Raw genomic sequence first — 23928 nt, 5'->3', positions numbered from 1 at the left:
CGCTCCCGCATCCGCCACCGGCGGCTCGTTGACCCAGGATACCGTTATGACACACTCATCCCGATCGGTGGCACCGCCGTCATCGGTAACCGTCAAACGGAAGGTAAGAAGCTCTCCATCGGGTCCCACGGCGGGTGCCGTGAAAGATGGCTGAAGGCTATGCTCATCAGCAAGCAGTATCTCCGACCCCTGAGAGGCTTCGACACATTCCCAGAAGCTTGAGACAATCGTTCCGTCCGGGTCGTATGAACCGGAACCATCGAGGGTCACTTGCGTGCCTTCGGGAACCGTTTCATCATCTCCCGCGTCCGCTACAGGCGCGAGATTGTCAAAATCGACATGAATAGTATGGTTCGCGGATACAGAGGCAAAGGTATAGGTTGTTCCCGTACCTGCCGATATACCGTCGACAAGAACATCGGAAATATGAAATCCCTCATCGGGCGTCATGGTAAAGACCCTGTCCGAACCATGTTCAACGGGAACGATGCCGCTCGGGCTGATGCCCCCTCCCGCACCGGCCGATGCCGTAATAGTATAGACGTTAACGGCAAAGGTCGCCTCAATGGTATGATCCTCCGTCACGTTCACGAAGGTATGGGACGTCACGGGCCCCACCGACGCACCGTCGACCACTACATCGTCGATGTGATACCCCGTTTCGGGCGTGATCGAAAAGCTCTGATCAGAGCCGGTTGTTACGATGACATGCCCTTCGGGGCTGATGCTGCCGCCGGAACCGGCGCTTGCCTCGATCATGAACGTCTGAAGGGCGAAGAAGGCATAGACAGTATGAGTACCGGTAACGCTTTCAAAGGTATAGGATGTCACGGGCCCCAGAGAACCGCCGTCCACGATCACATCCGAAACCTCGTAGCCTTCATTGGCCGCAATCGTAAAGGTTTGATCGGTCCCTTCTGCAAGAGAGACCATGCCGGCGGGTTCTATGGAACCTCCCGTGCCCGCCTCGGCCTGGATGACGGCTGCATCAGGCATGATATTCGTGACTATTACCTGAGTACTTGCATCCCAGGTATAGGACCCTGTCGTAAAGTTGTATGTCACGTCATAAAAACCGTCATAGGATCCCGACCAACCGAGGTTTATATGAATCCTGTTGGTATCGCCGATCTGATAGCCATCAGCGACCACTTCATGACCACCCCTGCCCGGACGGGCCACCCAGATGGACAGGACCACAACCCGGGGCGGAACGGCATCGAACTCAGTCCTGTAAAGGTTGAAAAAGGAGGCGGCATCATAATCGTCCCGGTAATGACGGTTTGTTGCCGCGGTAATTTCCTGATACCTGAAATATTCGTCGAAGACTTCATCGCCATAGGCATAACTTCCTGAACTGGAACAGCCGTAATCCATGTCGGCGGCAATGCCCACGTCTGCGATAAGACGGGCCACGGCCTCCTTTTCGATGTCTGAACTGTCGACCGTCAGATGGTCCGGCATCTGCTCCCAGTCATAGGTACGCGCTGAAAAATCCGCCGAGAGCTCTGTATCCGGTTGTCCATCATAATTCGAATCCCACAGGTATGAATGACTTCCCTCTCCCCTGTCGGGCCAGTTCCAGTATTTCAGGACCTGCGACTGGGCAGTGGCGACACATCCCGTGATGCACTGGCACCCATTGGCATCGATGGGGCAGAAGATATTATAGGGATAATCCTGGTCCCAGGCGGTGCTCAACAGTGGCCCTACCTGTATCAACGTATCTGCTTTCTCTCCATTGGTCTCTTCGTCGGAAATATATTCAGTAACCTTGTCCAGTCGACCCCATGCCCGCGCCACTCTGGTCCGGCGGTAATCGATGGTCTTATCGATCTCCTGTCGCTTTCCTTGCATATCCCGGTAAGCGGCATACAATTCCGGGATGATCCATGATTCTATGGAACGGGGATCCGATACCCGTTCCGGGTCGAATTCCGATGTGGTCGAATAGAGCAGGACGGGGCTGAATTCATCCCAGCGGGGAACAAGTATATGTCCCCGGGGAGAGGTCCTGAAATTATAGGCTACAAGAAGATCCTGGCAGGTTATTTCCTCACAGAGGTAGATCCTCCCGGCCGGTGCTTCACCCCAGGAGCCATACTGTTTATGATGGTCGGCAAGAAATTCTTCGGCCACAAGCAGGGCCCGCTGCCGCGATACAGGAGCTGAAAGGCAGCTCGCGTCGAGAATGAAAAAAATAAGAAATACTATCGAAAAACCGGCCAGATATATCCTGGTTCCCAGCCGGAAATCACCCGTACACCTCATATGGTTATCCGCCCGATAATACCGTGCTGCGTGCGTTCCTGTCAGTTTTTACGGCCTGCCGTTCGAAGAAGTTCCGGCAAAGTACCTTCCACTCTATATATCATAAAGCGGACCCTCGTCGGAACACTTAATAATCAGGCCCGTTCATCTTTTCCCGAAGAGAACCCAACATACCATTATTCTTCCGGAAACGGCCCGATTTATGTATTGACATTCCCCGGCAATTCTGATTATCTCCCACAACTTGACGACTTCGTAAAAATCCGGATGCTTCTTCATGTTTCATTCCTCGTTGTTGCGAGGCATATTCGGGGAGATCAGAGCAACCTCGGTGTTTTCGCCTTGCGCTTCAAGTTTTTTACAGAGCCGTCCCAACCTCTTCGGTCTTACGGCTGCGACGGAGGCATCAAAGGTACCCATGAAAACAGACAGTTTTTATTACGAACTACCCGATTCACTGATAGCTCAGCATCCCGCGGCCGAGCGGGCCCATTCACGGATGATGGTCATAAACAGGAGTGAAGGAACGGTAACATGCCGTCATTTTTATGATATTGTAGAATATTTCGGCAATGACGATACGCTTGTCATCAATGATTCCCGCGTGATCCCTGCACGATTGACGGGAACGAAGGAAACGGGGGCCTCGATAGAGATCCTGCTTCTCACGAAACTGGAGACACCTGAAACATGGGAGGTCCTGCTCAAACCAGCGAAACGGGTCAGACCGGGAACAAGGATCAATTTTGAAGGGGGGCCCTGGGCGGAAGTTCGTGACCGCGTCTCAGAGAAGAAATGGACGGTCGCCTTTCAGGGGGTAACCGATTTTCCGCATTTCATCGAACGGCATGGACGAACGCCACTTCCCCCCTATATAAGACGGCGAAAGGGCGAATCCCTGTTCGAGGGGGGTGACCGCGAACGCTACCAGACCGTCTATGCACAGCGACCGGGTTCGGTGGCGGCACCCACGGCGGGACTCCATTTCACCGAGGATCTCCTCGCCGCGCTCAGGGATGGAGGCACCGGCATCGTTCCCGTTACATTGCATGTGGGATACGGGACCTTTCTTCCCATCACATCCGAGCGGATAGAAGAGCACCGGATGGAACGGGAGTATTTCGAACTCTCTGAAGAGGCGGCCCGGCGGATCAGCGACGCCCACCGCCTGACGGCCGCGGGGACCACATCGACCAGGGTGATCGAAACCTGTGCTGGCGGGAACGGCAGGCTCCGGGCTTCCCGGGGATATACGGACCTGTTCATTTATCCGGGATATCGGTTCAAGCGGGTCGACCGTCTCCTGACGAACTTTCACCTCCCCCGGTCATCGCTCTTTCTGCTGGTCTGCGCCTTCGCCGGGACGGAGCTGATCCGCAAGGCCTATACCATCGCCGTGGAAGAGCGGTTCAGGTTCTACAGTTACGGTGACTGCATGCTCATTATATGAAACATGGAGGATTTTGAGTTCATAAGTTATTAAGTGGCACGGAAACGAAGGATATGTGAATGATAATGCATTCCACTTCCCGCAGTTTATGTTCCATGTTTCCCACTCTGTCGCTTTGTCGCTTTGCCACTTTTTTTAACTGGAAATGAAACGGTATGACCTTCGACCTCATAAAAGATGACCCCACCTCCCTGGCCCGTCGGGGAAGGATAATGACACCTCATGGCACAGTGGAAACCCCCGTCTTCATGCCCGTGGGGACCCAGGGAACGGTGAAATCCCTGACGCCGGAACGTGTCCGGGAACTGGGGGCGGAGATGATCCTCTGCAACACGTACCACCTCTATCTCAGGCCCGGTCATGCCCTGATCCGGGACCTGGGGGGGCTGCATCATTTCATGAACTGGCGTGGGCCGATCCTGACCGACAGCGGTGGATTTCAGATATACAGCCTCAGCACGCTGCGAAAAATGACCGAGGAGGGTGCCGAATTCCAGTCACACATAGACGGATCGCTTCATTTTCTGAGCCCCGAGAAATGCATTGAAATACAGGAGGCCATCGGGTCGGACATCATGATGTGTCTCGACGAATGTCTTCCCTACCCCGCGGACCATGCCCATGCCCGGCGGTCGCTTGAGCTGACCCTTCGCTGGGCCCGCCGCTGCCGGGAAACGCAGAAGAACTCCGACCAGGCGCTCTTCGGGATAATCCAGGGCGGCATGTATGACGACCTGCGCCGAAATGCCCTCGACGAACTGCAGGAGATCGGGTTCGACGGTTACGCCCTCGGTGGATTGAGTGTGGGGGAACCGAAAGAGGTCATGCGTTCCGTCGTGGCCGATACGGCGCCCCTGATGCCCGCCGACAGGCCACGGTATCTCATGGGAGTGGGAACGCCGGAGGATATCGTGGAAAGCGTCGCCCGGGGCGTCGATATGTTCGACTGTGTGCTGCCGACGCGAAACGCAAGAAACGGAATGTTATTTACAAATCAGGGAAAGATTGCTATAAGAAATGCCCGTTACCGCACGGACGATGCGCCGCTTGACGGGGATTGTGATTGCTATACCTGCAAACATTATTCACGGGCCTATTTACGGCACCTGTATATCGCCAGGGAGATCCTGGCGATTATTTTGAATACGATCCACAATGTCCGTCACTTCATGCGCCTCATGGAACAGATCAGAGAGGCCATCGAGGGTAACCGGTATGAGCGTTTCCGGCAGGAATTCGGGGAACGCGTACAAGACCAGGAACCGGTGCGGGAATAATACTGTACAGACCGGTACACTCCGGGAAGGAGGATCGATATGATGACAAGCCTGGCTTTTGCAATGGGAAGCGCCGGACAGGGCGGTGCGGGGAACCAGGGTGCCGATGTCCACTTTATCATTGTGATGGTGGCCATCTTCGCCATATTCTATTTTCTTCTCATCCGCCCGCAGCAGAAACGGCAAAAGCAGTTGAAGGAAATGATAGACACTCTCACGCATGGAGATATGGTCGTCACCACGGGCGGTCTTCACGGGAAGATCACCGGCATCACCGAGCAGGTCGTCACGCTCGAAATAGCCGACAAGGTCCGTGTCAAGGTATCACGGGGCAATATTGCCGCCGTCACGCAGAAAGCGGCGAAAGAATAGCCTTTCGAAAGGGGTATCACGATCCATGTTTGACAAGAACATTCAATGGAGGGTCATCATCACGATAGTCATCGTGGTGGTATCGTTTTTCTATCTGACACCCTCGTTCGTTGACAGCCTGCCGTCCTTCTGGAAGAACAATCTTCCCTCCGACAAGATCCACCTCGGCCTTGACCTTCAGGGAGGCATGCACCTGGTCCTGGAAGTGGAAACGGATAAGGCCGTCGAAAGTGCAACGGAGCGGGTGGGCAACGATCTGAAGGAAGTTCTGATGAAAAAACGGGTGAAGTTCAGAAATTTCGACCGCGTTAACGGGACGACCATAACCCTTGAAGTCCCCGATAAGGAGGCGAGCGACCTTTTCATTTCCGTCCTGGACAGCAGCTTTCCGGCATTGACGGTGATCTCCTCCGAGGCGCATGACGGAAGAGAGACCTTTTCCCTGAAGATCAACGACAAGCAGGCTGAATCCATAAAAAAATTCGCCGTCGATCAGAGCCTTGAAACCATCAGAAACCGCGTTGACCAGTTCGGGGTGACCGAACCGGAGATCATACCTCAGGGCAAAGATCGCATCCTGATCCAGCTCCCCGGCATCAGCGACCCCGAGCGTGCCATCAACCTCATCGGGAAGACGGCCCTTCTGGAATTCAAGCTGGTCGACGACGAGCACAGCCTCGACGAGGCCCTGCGGGGCAATATCCCCCCGGGAAGCGAGATCGTTTACGGGTATCGGATCAACAGCGACACCGGCCGGCGCACGAAGACGCCTTACCTCTTGAAGCAGAAGACCCTTCTCACCGGCGCGGCCCTTGAAGACGCGAAGGTGGCCATCAGCAACAGGTTCGGCGAACCCTACGTGGCCATCAAGTTCGACTCTCAGGGAGCACGTGATTTTGACCGGATAACGGCGGAAAACGTCAAGAAACGGCTTGCCATCGTCCTCGATGACGTGGTGCATTCAGCCCCGGTCATCCAGGAACGGATACCGAGCGGGAACGCTCAGATAACCGGGATATTTACTATGGAGGAAGCCCGGGACCTGGCCATCGTACTGCGGGCCGGCGCACTCCCCGCGCCTGTTTCGATCCTCGAGGAACGGACGGTGGGTCCCTCGCTGGGCCAGGATTCCATCGACAAGGGATTTCTGTCGATCATCATCGGTTCCATACTGGTCGTCATTTTCATGGTCATCTATTATAACTACTCCGGAATCGTGGCGAATGTCGCGCTGATCCTCAACATCGTTCTTATTCTGGGCGCTCTTGCGGCATTCAAGGCCACGCTGACCCTTCCCGGCATTGCCGGTATCGTCCTGACCATCGGCATGGCCGTTGACGCGAACGTTCTCATCTTCGAGCGCATCCGGGAGGAACTGCGACTGGGGAAATCGCCCCGGGCCGCCATCGACAGCGGGTATTCGAAGGCACTCATCACCATTATCGACGCGAACGTGACGACACTGATCGCCGCGCTGGTCCTGTTCCAGTTCGGAACGGGTCCCGTCAAGGGCTTCGCCGTCACCCTGAGCATCGGTATTATCTGCAGCATGTTCACGGCCATATTCGTGACCCGCATCATATACGACTACTTCATCTGGTACAGAAAGATCAGAACTGTAAGCATATAGGAGATATCGATGGAATTGATCAAACCGGGAACCACCATCAATTTCGTAGGAGTAATAAAGGTCGCCTTTCTGGCATCCCTGGCGGCCATCATCATCAGTATCGCTTCCCTTGTCCTCCATGGCGGGCCGAACCTTGGTATCGATTTCGCCGGCGGAACCATGGTCCAGGTCAAGTTCAAGGACAAGGTCACCGTTGACGAAATCCGGAAGGCCCTCGCGACAGTGGAACTCGGGAAAAGCGTCATCCAGCAGTTCGGATATGCGGCGGACAGAGAATTTCTGATCAAGACGGACCGTTCCAGTTCGGAGATCAAGGGGTTGACCGGTTCCATAAACGAGGCGCTCGGCGAACGATTCGGCGATGGGAATTATGAGATCCGCCGGGTGGAGGTCGTGGGCCCGAAAGTGGGGGAAGACCTGCGGAAAAAAGGCTTTCTCGCCATATGCTACGCCATGATCGGGATACTCATTTACATCACCTGGAGATTTGAGTTGCGCTATGCCCTTGGAGCCATTATCGCCCTTGTTCACGATGTCACCATAACCGTGGGAATATTTTCCCTTTTGAGCAAGGAATTCACGCTTCCGATTATTGCGGCGCTCCTGACAATCATCGGATACTCATTGAACGATACCATCGTCGTCTTCGACCGGATCAGGGAGAACGTCAAGAAAGTGAAACGGCAGAGTCTCCGGGAAATCGTGAATGCCAGCATTAATGAAACCCTCAGCAGAACCCTTCTCACGGCGGGGACGACATTGCTCGTCGTGGCGGCCCTCTTTTTCCTGGGCGGCGCCGTCATTCACGACTTCGCTTTCGCCCTGCTGATCGGAATCATTGTCGGAACATACTCGTCCATATACATAGCGAGCCCGACGATTCTGACATGGGAACGGATATGGCCGTCGAAGACCAAGAGGAAGGGGTAGTGTGACGACTGTTGCGAGTGCGGGATTGAAAGTTCTCATCTTTCTGATCTTTGCCGGAACCTTTTCCGCCATCTTCAGCTTTCCGGGCACACTCCTGATATTTTTCCCCGTCCTGGTGTATGCATGGACAACGGGATTTGAGATAATCACGGTACCCGCTGTTCTTGTCCTGGCAGGGATAACCGTCGCGGCCGAGGTCGGCGACTTCCTGCTGGGATTGAAAGGGGTGAAACAATTCGATCTGTCCGTCCGGGGAATTGCGGCCGCCTTTGCGGGCGGCCTGATCGGCGCCGTGCTCATGACGCCCCTTTTTTTCGGCCTCGGCATGCTGAGCGGGCTCTTTCTCGGCGGTATGGTCGGAGTTGCCATCATGGACATGAATGAACAACAGAAACTGAAACCGTCACGCAGGATGGGGTATCGTGATCTGCTGGCACGAAGCGGCAGAGTGCTGCTGAAGGGGTTTCTCATCATTACCATGGCCTGCATCACTATGTCGGCCATCTATTCCTGAGGATCAAGCATAATGGAAACCGGCAAGAAGAGCCTCGTCAAGGAGTATGCTGAAACAATCATCATAGCGATTCTCATAGCGCTTTTTATCAGGACCTTCATCGTACAGGCCTTTAAGATCCCATCGGGGTCCATGAAGGAAACCCTTCTGGTGGGAGATCACATTCTGGTCAATAAGTTCATATACGGCGTCAAGATACCCTTTCTCAGGAAGACCATCGTCCCTCTAAATGACCCACAGCGGGGTGATATCGTTGTCTTTATTTATCCCATGGACCGCTCGAAGGACTTCATCAAGCGTGTCATTGCCGTTGGAGGCGACACCATAGAGATCCGGGACAAAAGGATCTATATCAATAGTGAACCCTATCAGGACGGCCACGGCTGTTATCAGGACAACCTGATCATCCCCCGTTCGATACAGCCCCGTGACAACTTTGGACCCGTTACCGTACCGGAGGGGTCCCTGTTCGTCATGGGAGACAATCGGGACCAGAGCCTCGACAGCAGGTTCTGGGGATTCGTGGAGCTGAAGGATGTCCTCGGCAAGGCCTTTATCATATATTTTTCCTGGAATCCCGACACTCACAATATCCGCTGGAGCCGATTCGGAGATATCCTGCACTGAGATCGGAACACGTGAACCGGAGAATTGAGATCCGGGATTCGGGAACATTAATCCGTAATCCGTAATCCGCTTAATCCGTAATCCCCTAATCTCTGTTCCACATTATCCCCTTGACACCCGGAATCGACGCTGGTAAATAACACCCATGTGTGCGCTCAGAGAAACAAAAACGATTATGACCGTTTCCGAGGGCTTGTAAAACCTTCTCATATCGTGGGAAGGTTTTTTTTTGCGTGGACAATCAACAGGTGGGACGGGAACAGGTAATGAAGGGCAAAAAGGTCGTCATGGATGCCGAGGGAATCGACCGGTCCCTCACCCGCATCGCTTATGAAATACTGGAAGTGAACCAGGGCAGCAAGGACCTTATCCTGGTCGGGATCCAGAAAGGCGGCGTCGCCCTCGCCAGACGCCTGGGCGACAAGATAGCGGAAAAGGAAACCGTTCAAATTCCACTTGGAATTCTCGACATTACCCTTTACCGCGACGACGTGATGTCGGGGAACAAAAAACCGAAAATGGGTAAGACAGATATTCCCGTCAGCTTGAACAACAAAAAGGTTATTCTCGTCGATGACGTCCTTTTTACGGGAAGAACCATCAGGGCAGCGATGGATGCCCTCATGGATTTCGGACGGCCGAAGCTTATCCAGGTCGCCGTTCTCATAGACCGGGGTCATCGTGAACTCCCCATCATGGCCAATTACGTGGGCAACTCGCTCCCTTCTTCCCTGTGGGAGAAAATCAGCGTCAACCTCCTTGAAAATTCGGGGATTGATGAAGTCATAATCGAAGAAAGCTAATCCGGGGCGGAAAAATGGTGAAATTACCGAGAAAGGACGTACTGGGTCTGAAGGGCATATCGCGCGACGAAATCACGAACATTCTCGATACGGCTGAATCGTTCAAGGAAATATCAACCCGGGCGATCAAAAAAGTCCCCACCCTGCGGGGCAAGACGGTTATCAATCTTTTTTACGAACCGAGCACGCGGACACGGACCTCCTTTGAGATCGCCGCGAAACGGCTCAGCGCAGATGCGATCAATATCTCCACTTCAACCAGCAGTGTCGTGAAGGGAGAAACCCTCATCGACACGGCCAGAACGCTGGAATTCATGAATCCCGACATTATCGTGATCCGTCACGGAGCGGCCGGTGCCCCCCATATTCTCGCCCGCCTGTTGCCCCAGTCCATAATCAATGCCGGCGACGGCGCCCATGAACACCCGACACAGGCGCTTCTCGACATGCTGACGATCAGGGAAAAGAAAGGGGGCATTGAAGGACTGAAGGTCGCCATCGTGGGCGACATCGCCCACAGCCGGGTGGCCCGTTCCAACATTTACGGGCTTACCACAATGGGTGCCCGTGTTCATATCTGCGGTCCATCGATGATGATGCCCCGCGATATCCACCTCATGGGAGCGGTTGTCTCAAACTCCATGATAGAGACGCTTCGGGACACCGACATCGTCATGATGCTGCGCATTCAGCTTGAGCGGCAGAAGACAGATCAGTTCCCCTCCACAAGGGAATACGCGAAGTATTACGGACTCAACAGCGACAATATACGATACGCCAAGGATGACGTGCTGGTCATGCATCCGGGTCCCATCAACCGCGGAATAGAGATCTCACCGGACGTGGCCGATGGCCGCTATTCCGTCATTCTTGACCAGGTCGCGAACGGTGTGGCCGTGCGCATGGCCCTTCTTTACCTTCTTTCGGGAGAACAGGAATGAAACTCATACTCAGAGGCGGACGCATTATTGATCCCTCGCAGAATCTGGATATGGAAGCGGACCTCGTCATCATCGACGAAAAGGTGTCGGCGATCGAACAAAACCGGTCCGGGGACAAAGCGGATGATTCAACCACCCTTATCGACGTAAGTGGCATGGTCGTCTCGCCGGGGCTCATTGACATGCACACTCACCTCCGTGAGCCGGGGTTCGAATACAAAGAAACGATACAGACGGGAAGCAACGCGGCCCTCGCCGGCGGGTTCACCGCCTTGGCCTGCATGGCAAATACCGATCCGGTCAATGACAGCCGATCCGTTACGGAGTTCATTCTCCGGCAGGCGGCCCTCGCCGGCGGCACCCGGATCTACCCGGTGGCCGCCGTAAGCAAAGGACAGAACGGAAAGATCCTGACCGAATTCGGTGACCTTCGAGAAGCCGGTGTCGTCGCCTTCTCCGACGACGGCAGGCCCGTCACCGACAGCGGTCTCATGAGGAGCGCCCTGGAGTATGCCTTCTCCCTGGGGATTCCCGTCATATCCCACTGTGAAGATATGGGTCTTGCCGAGGGAGGACAAATGAACGAGGGGTTCCCCTCGACGGAACTGGGACTTCAGGGAATTCCATCGATCGCCGAAGACATCATGGTCCTGCGGGACATCGCCCTGGCCGAATATACGGGAACAAAAATCCATATTGCTCATGTCAGCACCGCCGGGAGCATCCGTGCCGTCGCGGACGCAAAAAAGCGGGGGGTGCCGGTTACGGCGGAAACGGCCCCGCATTACGCGACGCTGACAGATGAAGCGCTCAGAGATTATTCCACGCACTGCAAGGTCTACCCGCCCCTGAGAAACTCGGAAGACATGGCGGCGGTCAGGGAAGCGCTCCGGGACGGCACCCTGGACGTGATCGCCAGCGACCATGCTCCCCATTCGTCGATCGAGAAGGATGTCGAGTTCGAATACGCTCTACCGGGGATCATCGGGCTGGAGACCTCCCTGGCGGTCTGTCTCTCTCTGGTCCATGACGGCGTTTTGACGCTGCCGCAGCTGATAGAGAAAATGAGCACCAACCCGGCGAAGATTCTCGGAATTGCCGGGGGGGGGCTGGCGACCGGCGTCACCGCGGACGTGACGGTCATCGATCCCCTTGCTGAATGGACCGTTGATACGGCAACCTTCCGGTCAAAAAGCCGGAACTGCCCCTTTCAGGGATGGACACTCCGGGGAAAGGCAGTGATGACCATCGTGGGAGGGGTCATCAAGTTCGACACACGTTCCTGAGGAAGCACCCGTTCACATGTGTCACGAATAGGCAACGGAGTTCCACCTGTTCCTGCGGGCAGCCTTCCAGAAACACCTTTATTGAAGTATCTCTTGAGAAATTTCCCTTAAAATGATAGGTTACGACACTTTACTTTATCAACCGGGTGCATCATGAATACGGGGCGGCGGGAAGAGATCCGGCATCTGCGGGAGTTGAAGGCATGGATCAAGGAAAACAGGGAGTTCGATATCATCGATCTCTTTTCCTCGCTCCATCCTGCCGATATCGCGGACCTGATCGACAACCTCGACGAGGAAGAGCAATACCGGCTCTTCTCCCTTCTTGATGTCGAGAAAGCCTCCGACGTCATTCTTGAAATCAGTGATGAATCACGCGAACGGATCATAGAGGAACTTTCCGATGAGCAGCTGACGGAAATCATCGACGAAATGGAATCGGACGATGCCGCTGATTTCATCGCCGAGCTTCCCCGGAAACAGGCACAGGCCGTTCTGGACGGAATAGAACCGGAAGAATCTGAGGGAGTCAAGGAGCTGCTCAAGTATGAGGAGGATACCGCCGGAGGCCTCATGCAGTCGGAACTTGTTTCCGTCCGGTCGGAAGCCTCCATCAGTGAAGCCCTTCAGGCCGTCGCGCAGGCATCGGAAGATATTGATCACATATACAATATTTTTGTCGTCGACACGGAAGACAGGCTGATCGGGACCGTTCCTCTCCAGAAGCTTATTACCACAAGGCGGGGAAACCCCGTTGTCGATTCGATCGACCCGGTCATACCGAGCGTGACGGTTCATATCGACCAGGAAGAAGTGGCCAGGATGTTCGAAAAATACGACCTGGTATCGCTTCCCGTTGTCGACGACGATAACAGACTGCTGGGTCGGATCACCATCGACGACATTATCGACGTCATGGAAGAGGAGACGTCCGAGGACCTTTATCGTATCGCCGGCCTTGATGAGGATGACAGTATCTTCAATAATCCCATGCAATCAGTCAAGAAACGACTCCCCTGGCTGTATATAAACCTGCTCACGGCCCTTGTTTCCGCCCTCGTCATCGGATTCTTTGAGGACACGATAAAAGTGATGGTGACCCTGGCGATTTTCATGCCCGTCGTGGCGGGACTCGGCGGCAACGCCGGGAGCCAGACGCTGACACTTATCGTCCGCGGTCTTGCCCTGGGTGAGGTCACCTTTGAAAACTCAAAACGGGCCCTCTATCGGCAGATCCTGGTCGGCGTAGCGAACGGCGTCGCCGTCGGTATCGTTATCGGCGTCATTGCCTATTTATGGAAGGGAGATTCCCTGCTGGGCATCGTGCTGGGCCTTGCAATGATCATCAATATTTTTGTGGGAACACTGATCGGGACGCTCATACCTTTGAGCCTGAAGTGGATAAAATCCGATCCTGCTCTCGGCTCACATATTTTCGTAACGGCCTTTACCGACGCCTTCGGTTTTCTTTCGTTCCTCGGTCTGGCGACATTATTTTTAAAACTGATGACATGACCAGACGGCCCGTCCACGACACATCCGCTTTCGTACTTCGTTGCATGGATTATGGAGAATCCGACCGGATCGTCACCTTCTACACGGAGCGTTTCGGAAAACTGAAAGGGATCGCGAAGGGTGCGCGCCGCAGCAGGAAGCGATTCTCAAACGCCCTGGAACCCTATTCGCTTCTGAAAATTTCCTTTTCTTCGCGAAGCGGCGGTCTTTCCCTGATCGAAAACTGCGACGTCCTCAGCCATTATCCCGCTGTTCGTGAGGACCTCGAGCGGTCATTGACAGCGTCATATATCGTGGAACTGACGGAGCAGTTCTCCCTGGAAGGAAAGCGGGGGACCGCTCTTTTCAGGCTGCTTTCCCTGGCGCTCACATTGCTGGAGGAAGGGAACGGCACTGCAGAAACGGCACGGCTCTTCGAACTGCGCCTCCTCGGAACCGCCGGGTATGATCCCGTCCTCGACCGCTGCATCCGCTGTGGCCGTTCCATAGACGACATGACGTCCGCCGTCTTCAGCGTCGACGACGGGGGTATCTTCTGCGGGAATTGCAATCCCAGGGGACCCGAAACGATCACTGTCTCGGCGGGTACGGTCAAAACGCTCATCGCGGGGAAGACCGTTCAATTTTCAAAGATGAACCGGCTCGTCTTTTCCGAACGGGCCATGTCCGAAAGCCGGACGCTTCTCGGTCTCTTTATCCGCCACCTTCTGGGCAGGGAATTGAAATCGCTCAGGGTCCTCCGGGATGTGAAAAATTTGAACCTGCCATAGGTCCCTGAGGACTTTTCTCTTTCATCCCCTCCGCCTCAGGATAAAGACGTCGCCGTGAATGGGCCGGTCGTTCTCCATCCTGATCGTCTCGGCTTGTCGGACCACGACGTCAAAACCATGATCGCCGGCCGTCGTTTCGATATATGACGGAGCGTGGGCGAAGCGTCCCGTCTTCCGCAGGAGAAATCCCCCCTCGTCGGTCCGTTCCGTTGAAAAACCCAGCCAGGCGCCAGACAGAGAGGAGCGGTGGACCGCCGCGAAGAGGGGCGCCAGATCACCCGTATAAATGAGAACATCGGCGGCAAGAAAGAGGTCATATCGTTCGGTGGTCTCCTCCATGTGCGTGAGAAGGTCACCGACGAGCAGCATGTCGTATATCTCCCTCTTCCGTGCCTTGACTATCATGCCCGGCGAGATGTCGATACCGGTCAAACGGTCCGACAGGGGACGGAATTCCACACCGGCAAGACCTGTTCCGCACCCCAGGTCGATCGTGCTCGCAAACCGTCCATCGGCACCGGCGACGCGCCCAATCAGTTCTTTCAGAACAGAGGGTATCCGGTACCGCAGCGTTTCCGTCAGGTGCCGGTCGAATCCTTCGGCATACCGGTCATAGAGTTCACGAACATATTCAGGGGGTGCCGATCCTTTTCTTTCCCCCCTGAGCGCGGCAAGGAGATGTGGAACCATGACATTGCCGGGATCGAGCAGGAGGGTTTTCTCGAAACAGGTGACGGCCTCATCGTACCTGCCGGCATCCTTGTAAATATTTCCAAGACTGTAAAAGGCCCGGTGATCCGCAGGATCAAGCGCGGCTGAACGCCGGTATGATGCGATCGCCCCGGGGATATCGCCCGTTTCCCTGAGAAGCTTCCCCATGTTGAAATGGGCGGCGGCGTTGTTCTCATCATGTGTGATAGCCTGTCCGCAGCATTCGATGGCATCCCGCGTGTTTCCCTCTTCATGAAGGACATGGGCGAGGTTGATGAGGGCGCCGGCGTGTGATCCGTCAATGGCAATGACCCGCTGATAGCATTTTTTCGCTTCCCCGATGTCCTGCCTGTCACGGCAGAGATTGCCGAGATTGAACCAGGCACCCCGGTGCCGGGGATCTTTCCCGAGGACCTCCTCGAAGAGGGCGGCTGCCTCCCCCCCACGTCCCAGTTCCTTTACGACATTTGCAAGATTGAACAGGGCATGAATATGGCCGGGCTGCAGGTGCAGGGCCCGGCGAAGGATACCTTCAGCATCTTCAAGCTTCCCCTGTGCGCTGAGGGCCGCTCCCAGGTTGCAGTGAATATCCGCATCGTCGGGAACGGATGCGAGTATCCTTCGATACATAACCTCGGCCTTGTCGAATTTTCCCGTCCGTTGATATTCGACGGCCGAGCGAAGCGCGTCGTGCAGAGACCCGGGAGAAGAAGCTTTCTTCTTCTTTTTTTTAACGTCCGGCCTGCCTTTCCTCCCGGCACTCATCACAGCCTTCTCCTCACCACTCTTTACCCCGTAATCCGCTAATCCGTAATCCGCTAATCCGTTAATCCCTAATCCGTTAATCCGTAATCCGTTAATCCGTAATCCGTTAATCCCTAATCCGCCCCCCTCTATACCACAGTTGCGGCTGCCGGGACAATTCCCCCGCACAGCCGCCGCTGCCCCCTTTCCCTGAATTGACTTGACAGGGTGTGACCGTTCTGGTAGTTTCCCCGCGACCTTAGCAGGCATTTGATGATAGGAGGAGGAAGTTTTGTGACCTTTCAGGAACTGATTTTCGCCCTTGAAAAATACTGGTCCGGCCAGGGATGCATCATCCAGCAGCCCTATGATCTGGAAGTGGGCGCGGGCACGTTCAACCCGGCGACCTTTCTCCGGGCGCTCGGGCCGGAACCATGGAATGTTGCCTATGTGGAACCCTCCCGCAGGCCCACCGACGGACGGTACGGCGAAAACCCGAACCGTCTTCAGCACTACTATCAGTACCAGGTGATCATGAAGCCGTCACCGCTCGATATCCAGGACCTCTATCTCGACTCGCTGCGAAGTTTCGGTATCGACCCCCTCGATCACGATATCCGTTTCGTCGAGGACGACTGGGAATCACCTACACTCGGTGCCTGGGGTCTGGGATGGGAGGTCTGGCTCGACGGCATGGAAATAACCCAGTTCACCTATTTCCAGCAGGTGGGCGGCATTGACCTGCATCCCGTCTGCGTGGAGATAACTTATGGAATAGAGAGGATCTGCATGTACCTCCAGGAGATAGACAATGTCTATGACCTGGAGTGGGGAAGCGGCATCAAATACGGAGACGTCCACCACCGCGGTGAAGTTGAATTCTCGATCTACAACTTCGAGGAAGCTGACATGAACATGCTGCGAAGCCTGTTCGACAGCTATGAGGCGGAATCGATCCGAATGTCCGAGCGAGGTCTCGTGCTGCCGACCTATGATTACTGTCTCAAGTGTTCACATGTCTTCAACATTCTCGACGCCCGCGGAGCCATCAGTGTAACGGAACGAACAAGCTATATCGGAAGAGTTCGTAATCTGGCCCGGCTTTCCGCCGAGGGGTACCTGAAACAACGCGAAGAAATGGGATACCCGCTCATGGGGCGATGGAGCAAGAACAGATAACACCGCTCCCTTCGGCCCACCGGCAGGGGACCATCCCGGTCGGCGACGAGGGGACGGAAGAAACGATAGACATCCCGGGAGCTTCATATGGGTAAGGAACTGTTACTGGAGATCGGAACGGAGGAAATACCGGCGGCCTTCCTGCCGAAAGCGATAGCGGACATGGAACACATCATGGAAAGGGAACTTTCCGAATCGCGCATCGCACACGGCACCATACATGCCATGGCAACGCCGCGGCGACTTTTCATTTCCGTGGAAGATGTGGAGGAGCGGCAGGAAGATCAACTGGTTGAAAAGGTCGGGCCCGCCAAGAGGGCCGCTTTCGACGAGAGGGGAACCCCCACAAAGGCAGCCCTGGGTTTCGCCCGGGGACAGGGGATGGATATCGCCGATCTGATCACGGTGACCACCGATAAGGGAGAGTATCTCTGCGCACGGAAGACGATCACCGGCGGCGATACGGCGGATATCCTGACCGCCTTGCTCCCGCGGTTCATTTCCGCCATTCCCTTTCAGAAGTCCATGCGATGGATGAACCTGGATATCCGGTTCGCCCGCCCCATCCACTGGATACTGGCACTGTACGGCGGTGCCGTTGTTCCTTTCAGGGTGGAGAACATAGACAGCGGTTCGAGGAGCCGCGGTCACCGGTTCATGGCTCCTGAACTCTTCGAGGTCTCCGGCATATCCGATTACCGGGAACAACTGGAAAAGCGGTACGTCATCGTTGACCCCGAAGAACGCAGGAAACGCATCATCGATGAAGCGCGACGGGAGGCCGGCGCCGTATCGGGGACCGTGATGGAAAAGAAGGAGCTCCTCGAGGAGGTCATGTTCCTTGTCGAGTATCCCTCGACCGTCCGGGGAAGTTTTGAAGAGGAATACCTGAAGCTGCCGGCGGAAGTTCTGACAACGGCAATGATGAAACATCAGAAATACTTTCCCGTGGTGGATAACGACGGAAACCTGATGCCCTATTTCATAACCATCAACAACACGCAGGCCCGCGACCTGTCAGTCGTTGCCAGGGGCAACGAAAAGGTCATCAGGGCGCGCCTTGCCGACGCCCGGTTCTTCTTCGAGGAGGATCGTAAACTGCCTCTTGAAGAGCGGCTTGAATACCTCAGGAACGTGACATTTCACAGCCTCCTGGGCACATCATACGAAAAGGTCATGCAGTTCAAGGAACTTGCTCTCACCATCGCCGGGATGGTCAAGCCTTCCGTCTCCGCCGGGGTGGAACGAACCGCCCTGCTCTGCAAGGCCGACCTCGAATCACAGATGGTCTATGAATTTCCCGAACTTCAGGGCGTCATGGGACGTGAATACGCGCTGATCCAAGGAGAGGACCCGATCGTTGCACAGGCCATCTATGAACATTATCTCCCCACGGCGGCGGGTGGCGAACTGCCCGGGACGGACGAAGGAGCGATCGTCAGCATCGCCGACAAAGTAGACACCATCACGGGATGCTTCGGCGTGAACCTCATCCCCACGGGGACCGCCGATCCTTACGCCCTGCGAAGACAGGCCCTGGGAGTCATGAACATAATCATTGACCGGGGTTATGACCTTGACCTTGGTGATGTCATCGACAGGAGCCTGCAGATCCTGTCAAAGAAACTGAAGAGACCACCGGAAGATGTTAAGAAAGACGTTCTGGAATTCTTCAGGGGGCGGCTTGAAAATCAGCTCATTTCGCAGGGCCGCGCCTATGACGTCGTCGACGCCGTCCTCGTTTCCGGCCTGTCGAGTCCGGTCAGGACCCTGAAGAAGATAGAGGCCGTGGAGGAATTCAAGAAACACCCCGATTTTGAACCGCTCGTCATCGCCTTCAAGCGCGTCGTGAACATCCTCAAGAATTTCGAGGGAGGCACCGTTGATCCCTCCGATTTCGCGGAGGAAGAGGAGAGGCAACTTCACGAGGCATTCCTGTCCATCTGGGAAACGGCAGGGGCATTCATCGATGCCGATGATTACCCGTCGGCCCTGAGCGAGATCGCCCGTTTCAGAAAGCCGGTAGACGCCTTCTTTGAGACCGTCCTGGTCATGGCCGAGGATGAAAAGGTCCGCAGAAACCGGCTTTCGCTGCTGGAAGAGATATCTCGCCTCTTCTACCGGATCGCCGATTTTTCCCGGATCGTGACGGAGGGATAACGATTCAGCGGCCCCCCTGTTTTTTAAGGAGTCGCCCATAGAACTCAACGCGCCGGTCACCGAAGAGGTTGTTGTAGGGATTTAATTGTTTGTCGAGCGCCCGTTCCGGGTCGATGTCCACGACCCCCGCTTCGTCCGTATCTTCGCCGGCCGTATGAAGAACCTCCGTATCAGGGGCAATGATCCGGCTTCTGCCGGTGTAGGAAAGCGTCTGCCCCCCCCTGGTTTCGGTTCCCGTCCTGTTCGCCGTTATCGAGAAGACCCGGTTCTCCAGGCACCGCGTTTTCATGGACTCCTGACAATAGGGAAGGACCAGGTTCGCCGCATGACAGATGACCTGGGCCCCCATTAGAGACAATGTCCGCACCGATTCGGGGAAAATCCAGTCGAAACATATCATGATACCGATGGTGCATTCCCCGATGTCATAGACCCGGAACCCCCTGTTTCCCGGCTGAAACCATTTTTTTTCCTCTGAAAAAAGATGTATCTTCCGATAGGTGTCATGATACCCGTCCGGACCGGCAAGAACGGCGGAGTTGTAAAAGACGTCACTGTCCCGCTCCGCAAGACCGCCGATGATCCAGGCCTTTTTCCTGCGTGCCAGGTCACTGAGGGCTTCCGTTGTGCGACCGCCGGGAACCTCCTCGGACAGTTCCGCCACCTCATGGGGCGACGCAAAGAGATAACCCGTGTTGAAAAGCTCCGGAAGGACCAGCAGCTCCGCGTCGGCACTTTCCGCGAGTCCCAGCGCTTGTTCAATGTTTCCACTGATGTCGCCGAACCGTGGATTGAACTGAACGAACCCGACCTTCATCGCCTGCTCCTTTTATATGACCTTGATGTGCTGAACAACCATACTTTTCGAAGGTTGTCAAGAAACCGTTGTCCAATAACACCTCTTCATTGGTCCGGCGAAGATACAGGATCATCGCTCTGCCACTTTGTCGCTTTGTCGCTTTCCTCATATCTACGAGACGTACTTACCCGATCTCTCTCCAGACAAAGAAAGCCACGGCATTGCTGCCGTGGCTTTCTCGAACCGTCATAAACGGCAAATCTTACAGCATCTCAAAGATGCCGGCCGCGCCCATGCCGCCGCCGATACACATGGAAACGATACCGCGTTTCGCTTTCCTGCGCTTCATCTCGTGCAGCAGCTGCGCCGTCAGTTTCGCGCCGGTGCATCCCAGGGGATGGCCGATCGCGATGGCGCCGCCGTTGGGGTTGATGTCACCCTTCCAGTACCGGTCTTCGATGCCCAGCTCCCTGCAGCAATGGATCGCCTGGGAGGCAAAGGCTTCGTTGATCTCGAAAAGGTCGATGTCGTCAAGGGTCAATCCGGCGATCTTGAGAACCTTCGGAATGGCAACCTTGGGACCGACACCCATCTCATCAGGCTCGCAACCCGCCGCGGTATAGTGGGTCAGCTTCGCGATCGGTTTCAAACCCAGTTCCTTCGCCTTTTCCGGCGACATGAGAAGCGTGAAGGCGGCACCGTCGGTCATCTGTGATGAATTGGCCGCGGTCACCGAACCACCCTGTTTGAAGGGGGATTTCAGTTTCGCCATGTTCTCCAGCGATGCCGGCCAGCGCACACCGTCATCCATATCAAAGGTTTTGAACGTCCTGACCCACTGCCCGTTCTTGTCCTTTTTCATCTGCCAGGCCTCTATGGGAATGATTTCCTCTTTCCACAGGCCTTTCTGGATCGCCTCATGGGCCCTCCGGTTGCTCTCGAGACCGAACTTGTCCTGATCTTCACGGCTGACGTTATAGCGCATGGCCACGTTTTCCGCCGTGATGCCCATGGACACATAGGTCATGGGACGATCACCCCATTCGGGATGGGGACGGAATATCCACCCGCCCATGGGAATGTGGCTCATGGTCTCCACGCCGCCGCCGATCGCGATCTCCGACCATCCGGCTTTTATCTTCGCCGCGGCGTCGGCTATCGCCTGAAGCCCCGAGGAGCAGAAGCGATTTACGGTCACACCGGGAACCGACACGGGAAGTCCCGCACCCAGCGCTACAACACGGCCCAGGTTCATGCCCTGTTCCGCTTCGGGAAAGGAGCATCCGCAGACGAGGTCGTCAACATCTTCGGGCTTCAACTGGGGTACCCGGGCCATAAGACCCTTGAGCACCTGGATCCCTATTTCATCACCCCTGGTCTGGGCGAGTCCGCCCCTTCTGTACCGTCCTCCCGGGCTTCTCACTGATTCTACGATAACAGCATCACGCATAATAATCCTCCTTATCATTTAATGCCGCCCCGGCCGGTCGGCCGGGAACGGCAATAAACAGTTTTGTTCTTAGTTACGCAGCGGTTTCCCTTTGGTCAACATGTGCATGATACGATCCTGGGTCTTCTGTTCGCCGGCAAGGCTCAAGAAGGCTTCCCGCTCACGGTCGAGAATCGCATCCTCGGTAACGAAGGTGTTCTCGGGGCAATCGCCGCCCGAAAGGATCCACGCAATCTTCTTCGTCACGTGTTCATCATATTCGGACATGTAGTTACCATGCTTCATGTTGAACAGGACGGCATGGGCAATGCCTTCCAGGTTTTTCCCCATGACGGGGATCATGTCACGGGTCCTCTTCCGGTGGGTCTTTGCCATGGAGAGAACCAGTTCCTTGGCGTCCCATATCTGGTGGTCACGGTTAAGGCTGATGTTCTCGGTCTTCCTGATGTACCCGAGTTCCATGGCTTCCATGGCGCTGGTGGCCACTTTCGCCTGGGCGATGTTCATGAGGACCTTTTCATAAATGGGCTGCATGTTCATCCCGGCGTCGACGACACCATCGGGAATGCCTTCGGTGCAGCGGACCATCAGCTCCTTGCAGCCGCCGCCGGCGGGAATGACGCCGACACCCACTTCGACGAGACCCATGTAGGTTTCGCCGCAGGGCTGACAACGCTGTCCGTGGATGCTGACCTCGCAGCCGCCGCCGAGGGCCATGCCCGCGGGAGCGGTGACAACCGGTTTCTCAAGGTACTTCATCTTCATGTTGGCATACTGCAGGTCGTGCACCATCTTGTCCAGCATATCCCAATCACCCTGCTGCGCGGCAAGGAGCACCTGGAAGATGTTGGCACCCACGCAGAAATTCGTTGCCTGGTTCGCAACGACCATACCCACGAAATCCTTCATGACGATATCGCAGCTTTCATCGATCATGGAGATCATGTCGGGATCGATGGCGTTCATCTTGGTATGGAATTCGAGGCAGACGACGCCGTCACCGATATCGATAAGGCTGGCCGACACGTTTTCCTTCACGACTTTCTTTTTCTCCTTGAGATCCGCCAGGATGATGATCTTGGGATTATCCCCCATCTTGACGTAATCTTTCTTTTCGAAGTCGTAATAGTACAGGCCGTCTTCCTTCTTTGCATAGAATGATTCAAATCCGTTCTTCACCATCTCGGTGATCTTCTTGGGGACTTTCAGTTTCAGCTTCTTCATCACTTCCAGGGAATCCTTGAGACCTACGGCGTCCCACGTTTCGAAAGGTCCCTTCGCATGGTTGTATCCCCATTTCATGGTGTTGTCGACCTGATAGACGGTATCGCAGATCTCGGGAATACGGTTGGCCGAATAGATGAAGTTCTTGCAGAGATATTCCCTGACAATGTCTCCTGCCATGTCCTTATCCGAATAGAAGAGCGATTTCAGCTTATCATCGAAACCACCCTCGACCTTGGCCGCTTCGGAGACGGACTCGAACTTGGGTTTCTTGAAGGGAACATATTCCATGGTCTTGTAATCAAGGGCCAGTTTGACCTTTTTACCCTTTTCATCTTTTGTCTTCTTGTAGAAACCCTGTTTTGTCTTGTTGCCGAGCCACTTGTTCTGCACCATCTTGTCCATGAATTCCGGCGGTGAGAAGGTATCGATCATTTCATCATCAGGCACGGCCGCCACGAGGTTTTTCATGACGTGATAGCCGGTGTCGATGCCGACCAGGTCGATGGTCCCGCAGATGGCTGAGCCCGGCCTGCCAAGCACCTTGGCGATGATGGCATCCAGTTCCGGAATGGTGAGGTCGTGTTCCAGCATTGTCTTTACAGCGTTGGAAATATCGAAGACACCGATACGGTTGGCGATGAAGTTGGGAACGTCCTTGCAGATAACCACGCCCTTGCCGAGGACGTTTTCCAGGAAATAGGTCATGTAGTCGACGATTTCCTGCTTCGTTGTCTCGCCGGGGATCACTTCCACGAGCTTCATGTACCGGGGAGGATTAAAGAAGTGGATGCCCAGGAAACGCTCCTTGAACTTCGCGCTCATCGGGGCGGCGATGTCCTTGATCGGAAGGCCGGACGTATTCGTCCCGATGATGCAGTCCGGACGGACCACTTTTTCCAGTTTTGTGAAGAGGTCCTGCTTAATCTTCAGGTTTTCCACGACGACTTCCAGGAGAAAATCAACGTCTTTCAACATGTCCAGATCGTCTTCGAGGTTTCCGATGGAGATCAGGGAGGCATTCTTCTTTGAATAGAAACTTGCCGGTTTGGATTTCAGCGCACCGTTCAGCCCGTTTGATGCGAAGCTGTTACGCCATGCCTTGCTCTCCTTCTTGAGCCCCTTTGCCAGATCCTTCTCACTCGGATCGAAGGGAGGCACAATGTCAAGCATGACGCACTCGATTCCCGCATTGGTCATGTGAGCGGCGATCGTCGCGCCCATGACCCCTGCCCCTATGATGGCAGCTTTCTTGATTTCATACGACATATCACT

General features: G+C 55.1%; 19 protein-coding genes. 14 read left to right on the top strand and 5 right to left on the bottom strand.

The annotated features are described in order from the left end of the window. Nucleotides 1-2271, bottom strand: a 2271-nt coding sequence (locus JXO48_10190; GenBank protein ID MBN2284247.1) for a C10 family peptidase, incomplete at its 3' end; no start/stop codon positions are given. Nucleotides 2272-2689: 418 nt separating this feature from the next. Here JXO48_10190 and queA point away from each other — a divergent pair. The 12 genes from queA (at nt 2690) to recO (ending at nt 14386) form a co-directional block, all read left to right on the top strand. Next, the gene (queA, locus tag JXO48_10185; protein ID MBN2284246.1) at nt 2690-3721 is read left to right on the top strand and encodes a tRNA preQ1(34) S-adenosylmethionine ribosyltransferase-isomerase QueA; all 1032 of its coding nucleotides are present in this window, start codon (nt 2690-2692) and stop codon (nt 3719-3721) included. 155 nt (nt 3722-3876) lie between these two features. Beyond that, nucleotides 3877-4998: a tRNA guanosine(34) transglycosylase Tgt gene (gene tgt, locus JXO48_10180; protein MBN2284245.1), complete on the top strand. Its 1122-nt coding sequence runs from the start codon at nt 3877-3879 to the stop codon at nt 4996-4998. Between the two features lie 42 nt (nt 4999-5040). After that, the gene (gene yajC, locus JXO48_10175) at nt 5041-5370 is read left to right on the top strand and encodes a preprotein translocase subunit YajC (GenBank protein ID MBN2284244.1); all 330 of its coding nucleotides are present in this window, start codon (nt 5041-5043) and stop codon (nt 5368-5370) included. Between the two features lie 25 nt (nt 5371-5395). Further along, nucleotides 5396-7000, top strand: coding sequence for a protein translocase subunit SecD (secD, locus tag JXO48_10170; protein MBN2284243.1), 1605 nt, complete (start codon nt 5396-5398; stop codon nt 6998-7000). 9 nt (nt 7001-7009) lie between these two features. Then, nucleotides 7010-7930 carry a protein translocase subunit SecF gene (gene secF, locus JXO48_10165; protein ID MBN2284242.1) on the top strand — a complete coding sequence of 307 codons (921 nt, stop codon included), beginning with the start codon at nt 7010-7012 and terminating at the stop codon, nt 7928-7930. Nucleotide 7931: 1 nt separating this feature from the next. Next, nucleotides 7932-8444: a DUF456 domain-containing protein gene (locus tag JXO48_10160; protein MBN2284241.1), complete on the top strand. Its 513-nt coding sequence runs from the start codon at nt 7932-7934 to the stop codon at nt 8442-8444. 12 nt (nt 8445-8456) lie between these two features. Then, nucleotides 8457-9071 carry a signal peptidase I gene (gene lepB, locus JXO48_10155; protein ID MBN2284240.1) on the top strand — a complete coding sequence of 205 codons (615 nt, stop codon included), beginning with the start codon at nt 8457-8459 and terminating at the stop codon, nt 9069-9071. 266 nt (nt 9072-9337) lie between these two features. Beyond that, nucleotides 9338-9874: a bifunctional pyr operon transcriptional regulator/uracil phosphoribosyltransferase PyrR gene (gene pyrR, locus JXO48_10150; protein MBN2284239.1), complete on the top strand. Its 537-nt coding sequence runs from the start codon at nt 9338-9340 to the stop codon at nt 9872-9874. A 17-nt stretch (nt 9875-9891) separates the two neighbouring features. Beyond that, complete coding sequence (locus JXO48_10145) at nt 9892-10815, top strand: aspartate carbamoyltransferase catalytic subunit (GenBank protein MBN2284238.1); 924 nt, start codon at nt 9892-9894, stop codon at nt 10813-10815. After that, on the top strand, nt 10812-12101 hold the full coding sequence (locus tag JXO48_10140; GenBank protein MBN2284237.1) for a dihydroorotase: 1290 nt from the start codon (nt 10812-10814) through the stop codon (nt 12099-12101). Before JXO48_10145 ends, JXO48_10140 begins: the two co-directional genes overlap by 4 nt. Nucleotides 12102-12254: 153 nt before the next feature. After that, nucleotides 12255-13616 (top strand): magnesium transporter, encoded by a 1362-nt coding sequence (gene mgtE, locus JXO48_10135; protein ID MBN2284236.1) that lies wholly within the window; start codon nt 12255-12257, stop codon nt 13614-13616. 44 nt (nt 13617-13660) lie between these two features. Then, on the top strand, nt 13661-14386 hold the full coding sequence (recO, locus tag JXO48_10130; protein MBN2284235.1) for a DNA repair protein RecO: 726 nt from the start codon (nt 13661-13663) through the stop codon (nt 14384-14386). 21 nt (nt 14387-14407) lie between these two features. Here the strand turns inward: recO and JXO48_10125 are convergent, their stop codons facing one another. Continuing rightward, the gene (locus tag JXO48_10125; protein MBN2284234.1) at nt 14408-15862 is read right to left on the bottom strand and encodes a tetratricopeptide repeat protein; all 1455 of its coding nucleotides are present in this window, start codon (nt 15860-15862) and stop codon (nt 14408-14410) included. A 273-nt stretch (nt 15863-16135) separates the two neighbouring features. Between JXO48_10125 and glyQ the strand changes: the two genes are divergently transcribed. Together glyQ and JXO48_10115 are read left to right on the top strand one after the other, a co-directional pair. Further along, nucleotides 16136-17020 (top strand): glycine--tRNA ligase subunit alpha, encoded by an 885-nt coding sequence (gene glyQ, locus JXO48_10120; protein MBN2284233.1) that lies wholly within the window; start codon nt 16136-16138, stop codon nt 17018-17020. A gap of 87 nt (nt 17021-17107) precedes the next feature. Beyond that, entirely contained in the window at nt 17108-19180 is a 2073-nt protein-coding gene (locus JXO48_10115) for a glycine--tRNA ligase subunit beta (protein ID MBN2284232.1), read from the top strand. A gap of 4 nt (nt 19181-19184) precedes the next feature. Here JXO48_10115 and JXO48_10110 read toward each other — a convergent pair whose 3' ends face one another. From JXO48_10110 to JXO48_10100, 3 genes are all read right to left on the bottom strand, one after another. Further along, on the bottom strand, nt 19185-19997 hold the full coding sequence (locus JXO48_10110) for an acyltransferase (protein ID MBN2284231.1): 813 nt from the start codon (nt 19995-19997) through the stop codon (nt 19185-19187). Between the two features lie 244 nt (nt 19998-20241). After that, complete coding sequence (locus JXO48_10105; protein MBN2284230.1) at nt 20242-21429, bottom strand: thiolase family protein; 1188 nt, start codon at nt 21427-21429, stop codon at nt 20242-20244. 69 nt (nt 21430-21498) lie between these two features. Beyond that, on the bottom strand, nt 21499-23922 hold the full coding sequence (locus JXO48_10100) for a 3-hydroxyacyl-CoA dehydrogenase/enoyl-CoA hydratase family protein (GenBank protein MBN2284229.1): 2424 nt from the start codon (nt 23920-23922) through the stop codon (nt 21499-21501). Between the last annotated feature and the right edge of the window lie 6 nt (nt 23923-23928).

The organism is Deltaproteobacteria bacterium, from assembly GCA_016933965.1.
Taxonomy (GTDB): domain Bacteria; phylum Desulfobacterota; class Syntrophia; order Syntrophales; family UBA2210; genus JAFGTS01.
The sequence above is the reverse complement of the archived record's forward strand: the minus strand, read 5'-3'. Positions and strand labels throughout refer to the sequence as shown.

Excerpts from the sequence above, each read along its gene's own strand:
- queA (MBN2284246.1), top strand. The coding sequence starts at position 2,690 with ATGAAAACAGACAGTTTTTATTACGAACTACCCGATTCACTGATAGCT.
- tgt (MBN2284245.1), top strand. The coding sequence starts at position 3,877 with ATGACCTTCGACCTCATAAAAGATGACCCCACCTCCCTGGCCCGTCGG.
- yajC (MBN2284244.1), top strand. The coding sequence starts at position 5,041 with ATGACAAGCCTGGCTTTTGCAATGGGAAGCGCCGGACAGGGCGGTGCG.
- secD (MBN2284243.1), top strand. The coding sequence starts at position 5,396 with ATGTTTGACAAGAACATTCAATGGAGGGTCATCATCACGATAGTCATC.
- secF (MBN2284242.1), top strand. The coding sequence starts at position 7,010 with ATGGAATTGATCAAACCGGGAACCACCATCAATTTCGTAGGAGTAATA.
- lepB (MBN2284240.1), top strand. The coding sequence starts at position 8,457 with ATGGAAACCGGCAAGAAGAGCCTCGTCAAGGAGTATGCTGAAACAATC.
- pyrR (MBN2284239.1), top strand. The coding sequence starts at position 9,338 with ATGAAGGGCAAAAAGGTCGTCATGGATGCCGAGGGAATCGACCGGTCC.
- JXO48_10140 (MBN2284237.1), top strand. The coding sequence starts at position 10,812 with ATGAAACTCATACTCAGAGGCGGACGCATTATTGATCCCTCGCAGAAT.
- mgtE (MBN2284236.1), top strand. The coding sequence starts at position 12,255 with ATGAATACGGGGCGGCGGGAAGAGATCCGGCATCTGCGGGAGTTGAAG.
- recO (MBN2284235.1), top strand. The coding sequence starts at position 13,661 with ATGGATTATGGAGAATCCGACCGGATCGTCACCTTCTACACGGAGCGT.
- JXO48_10125 (MBN2284234.1), bottom strand. The coding sequence starts at position 15,862 with ATGAGTGCCGGGAGGAAAGGCAGGCCGGACGTTAAAAAAAAGAAGAAG.
- JXO48_10115 (MBN2284232.1), top strand. The coding sequence starts at position 17,108 with ATGGGTAAGGAACTGTTACTGGAGATCGGAACGGAGGAAATACCGGCG.
- JXO48_10110 (MBN2284231.1), bottom strand. The coding sequence starts at position 19,997 with ATGAAGGTCGGGTTCGTTCAGTTCAATCCACGGTTCGGCGACATCAGT.
- JXO48_10105 (MBN2284230.1), bottom strand. The coding sequence starts at position 21,429 with ATGCGTGATGCTGTTATCGTAGAATCAGTGAGAAGCCCGGGAGGACGG.
- JXO48_10100 (MBN2284229.1), bottom strand. The coding sequence starts at position 23,922 with ATGTCGTATGAAATCAAGAAAGCTGCCATCATAGGGGCAGGGGTCATG.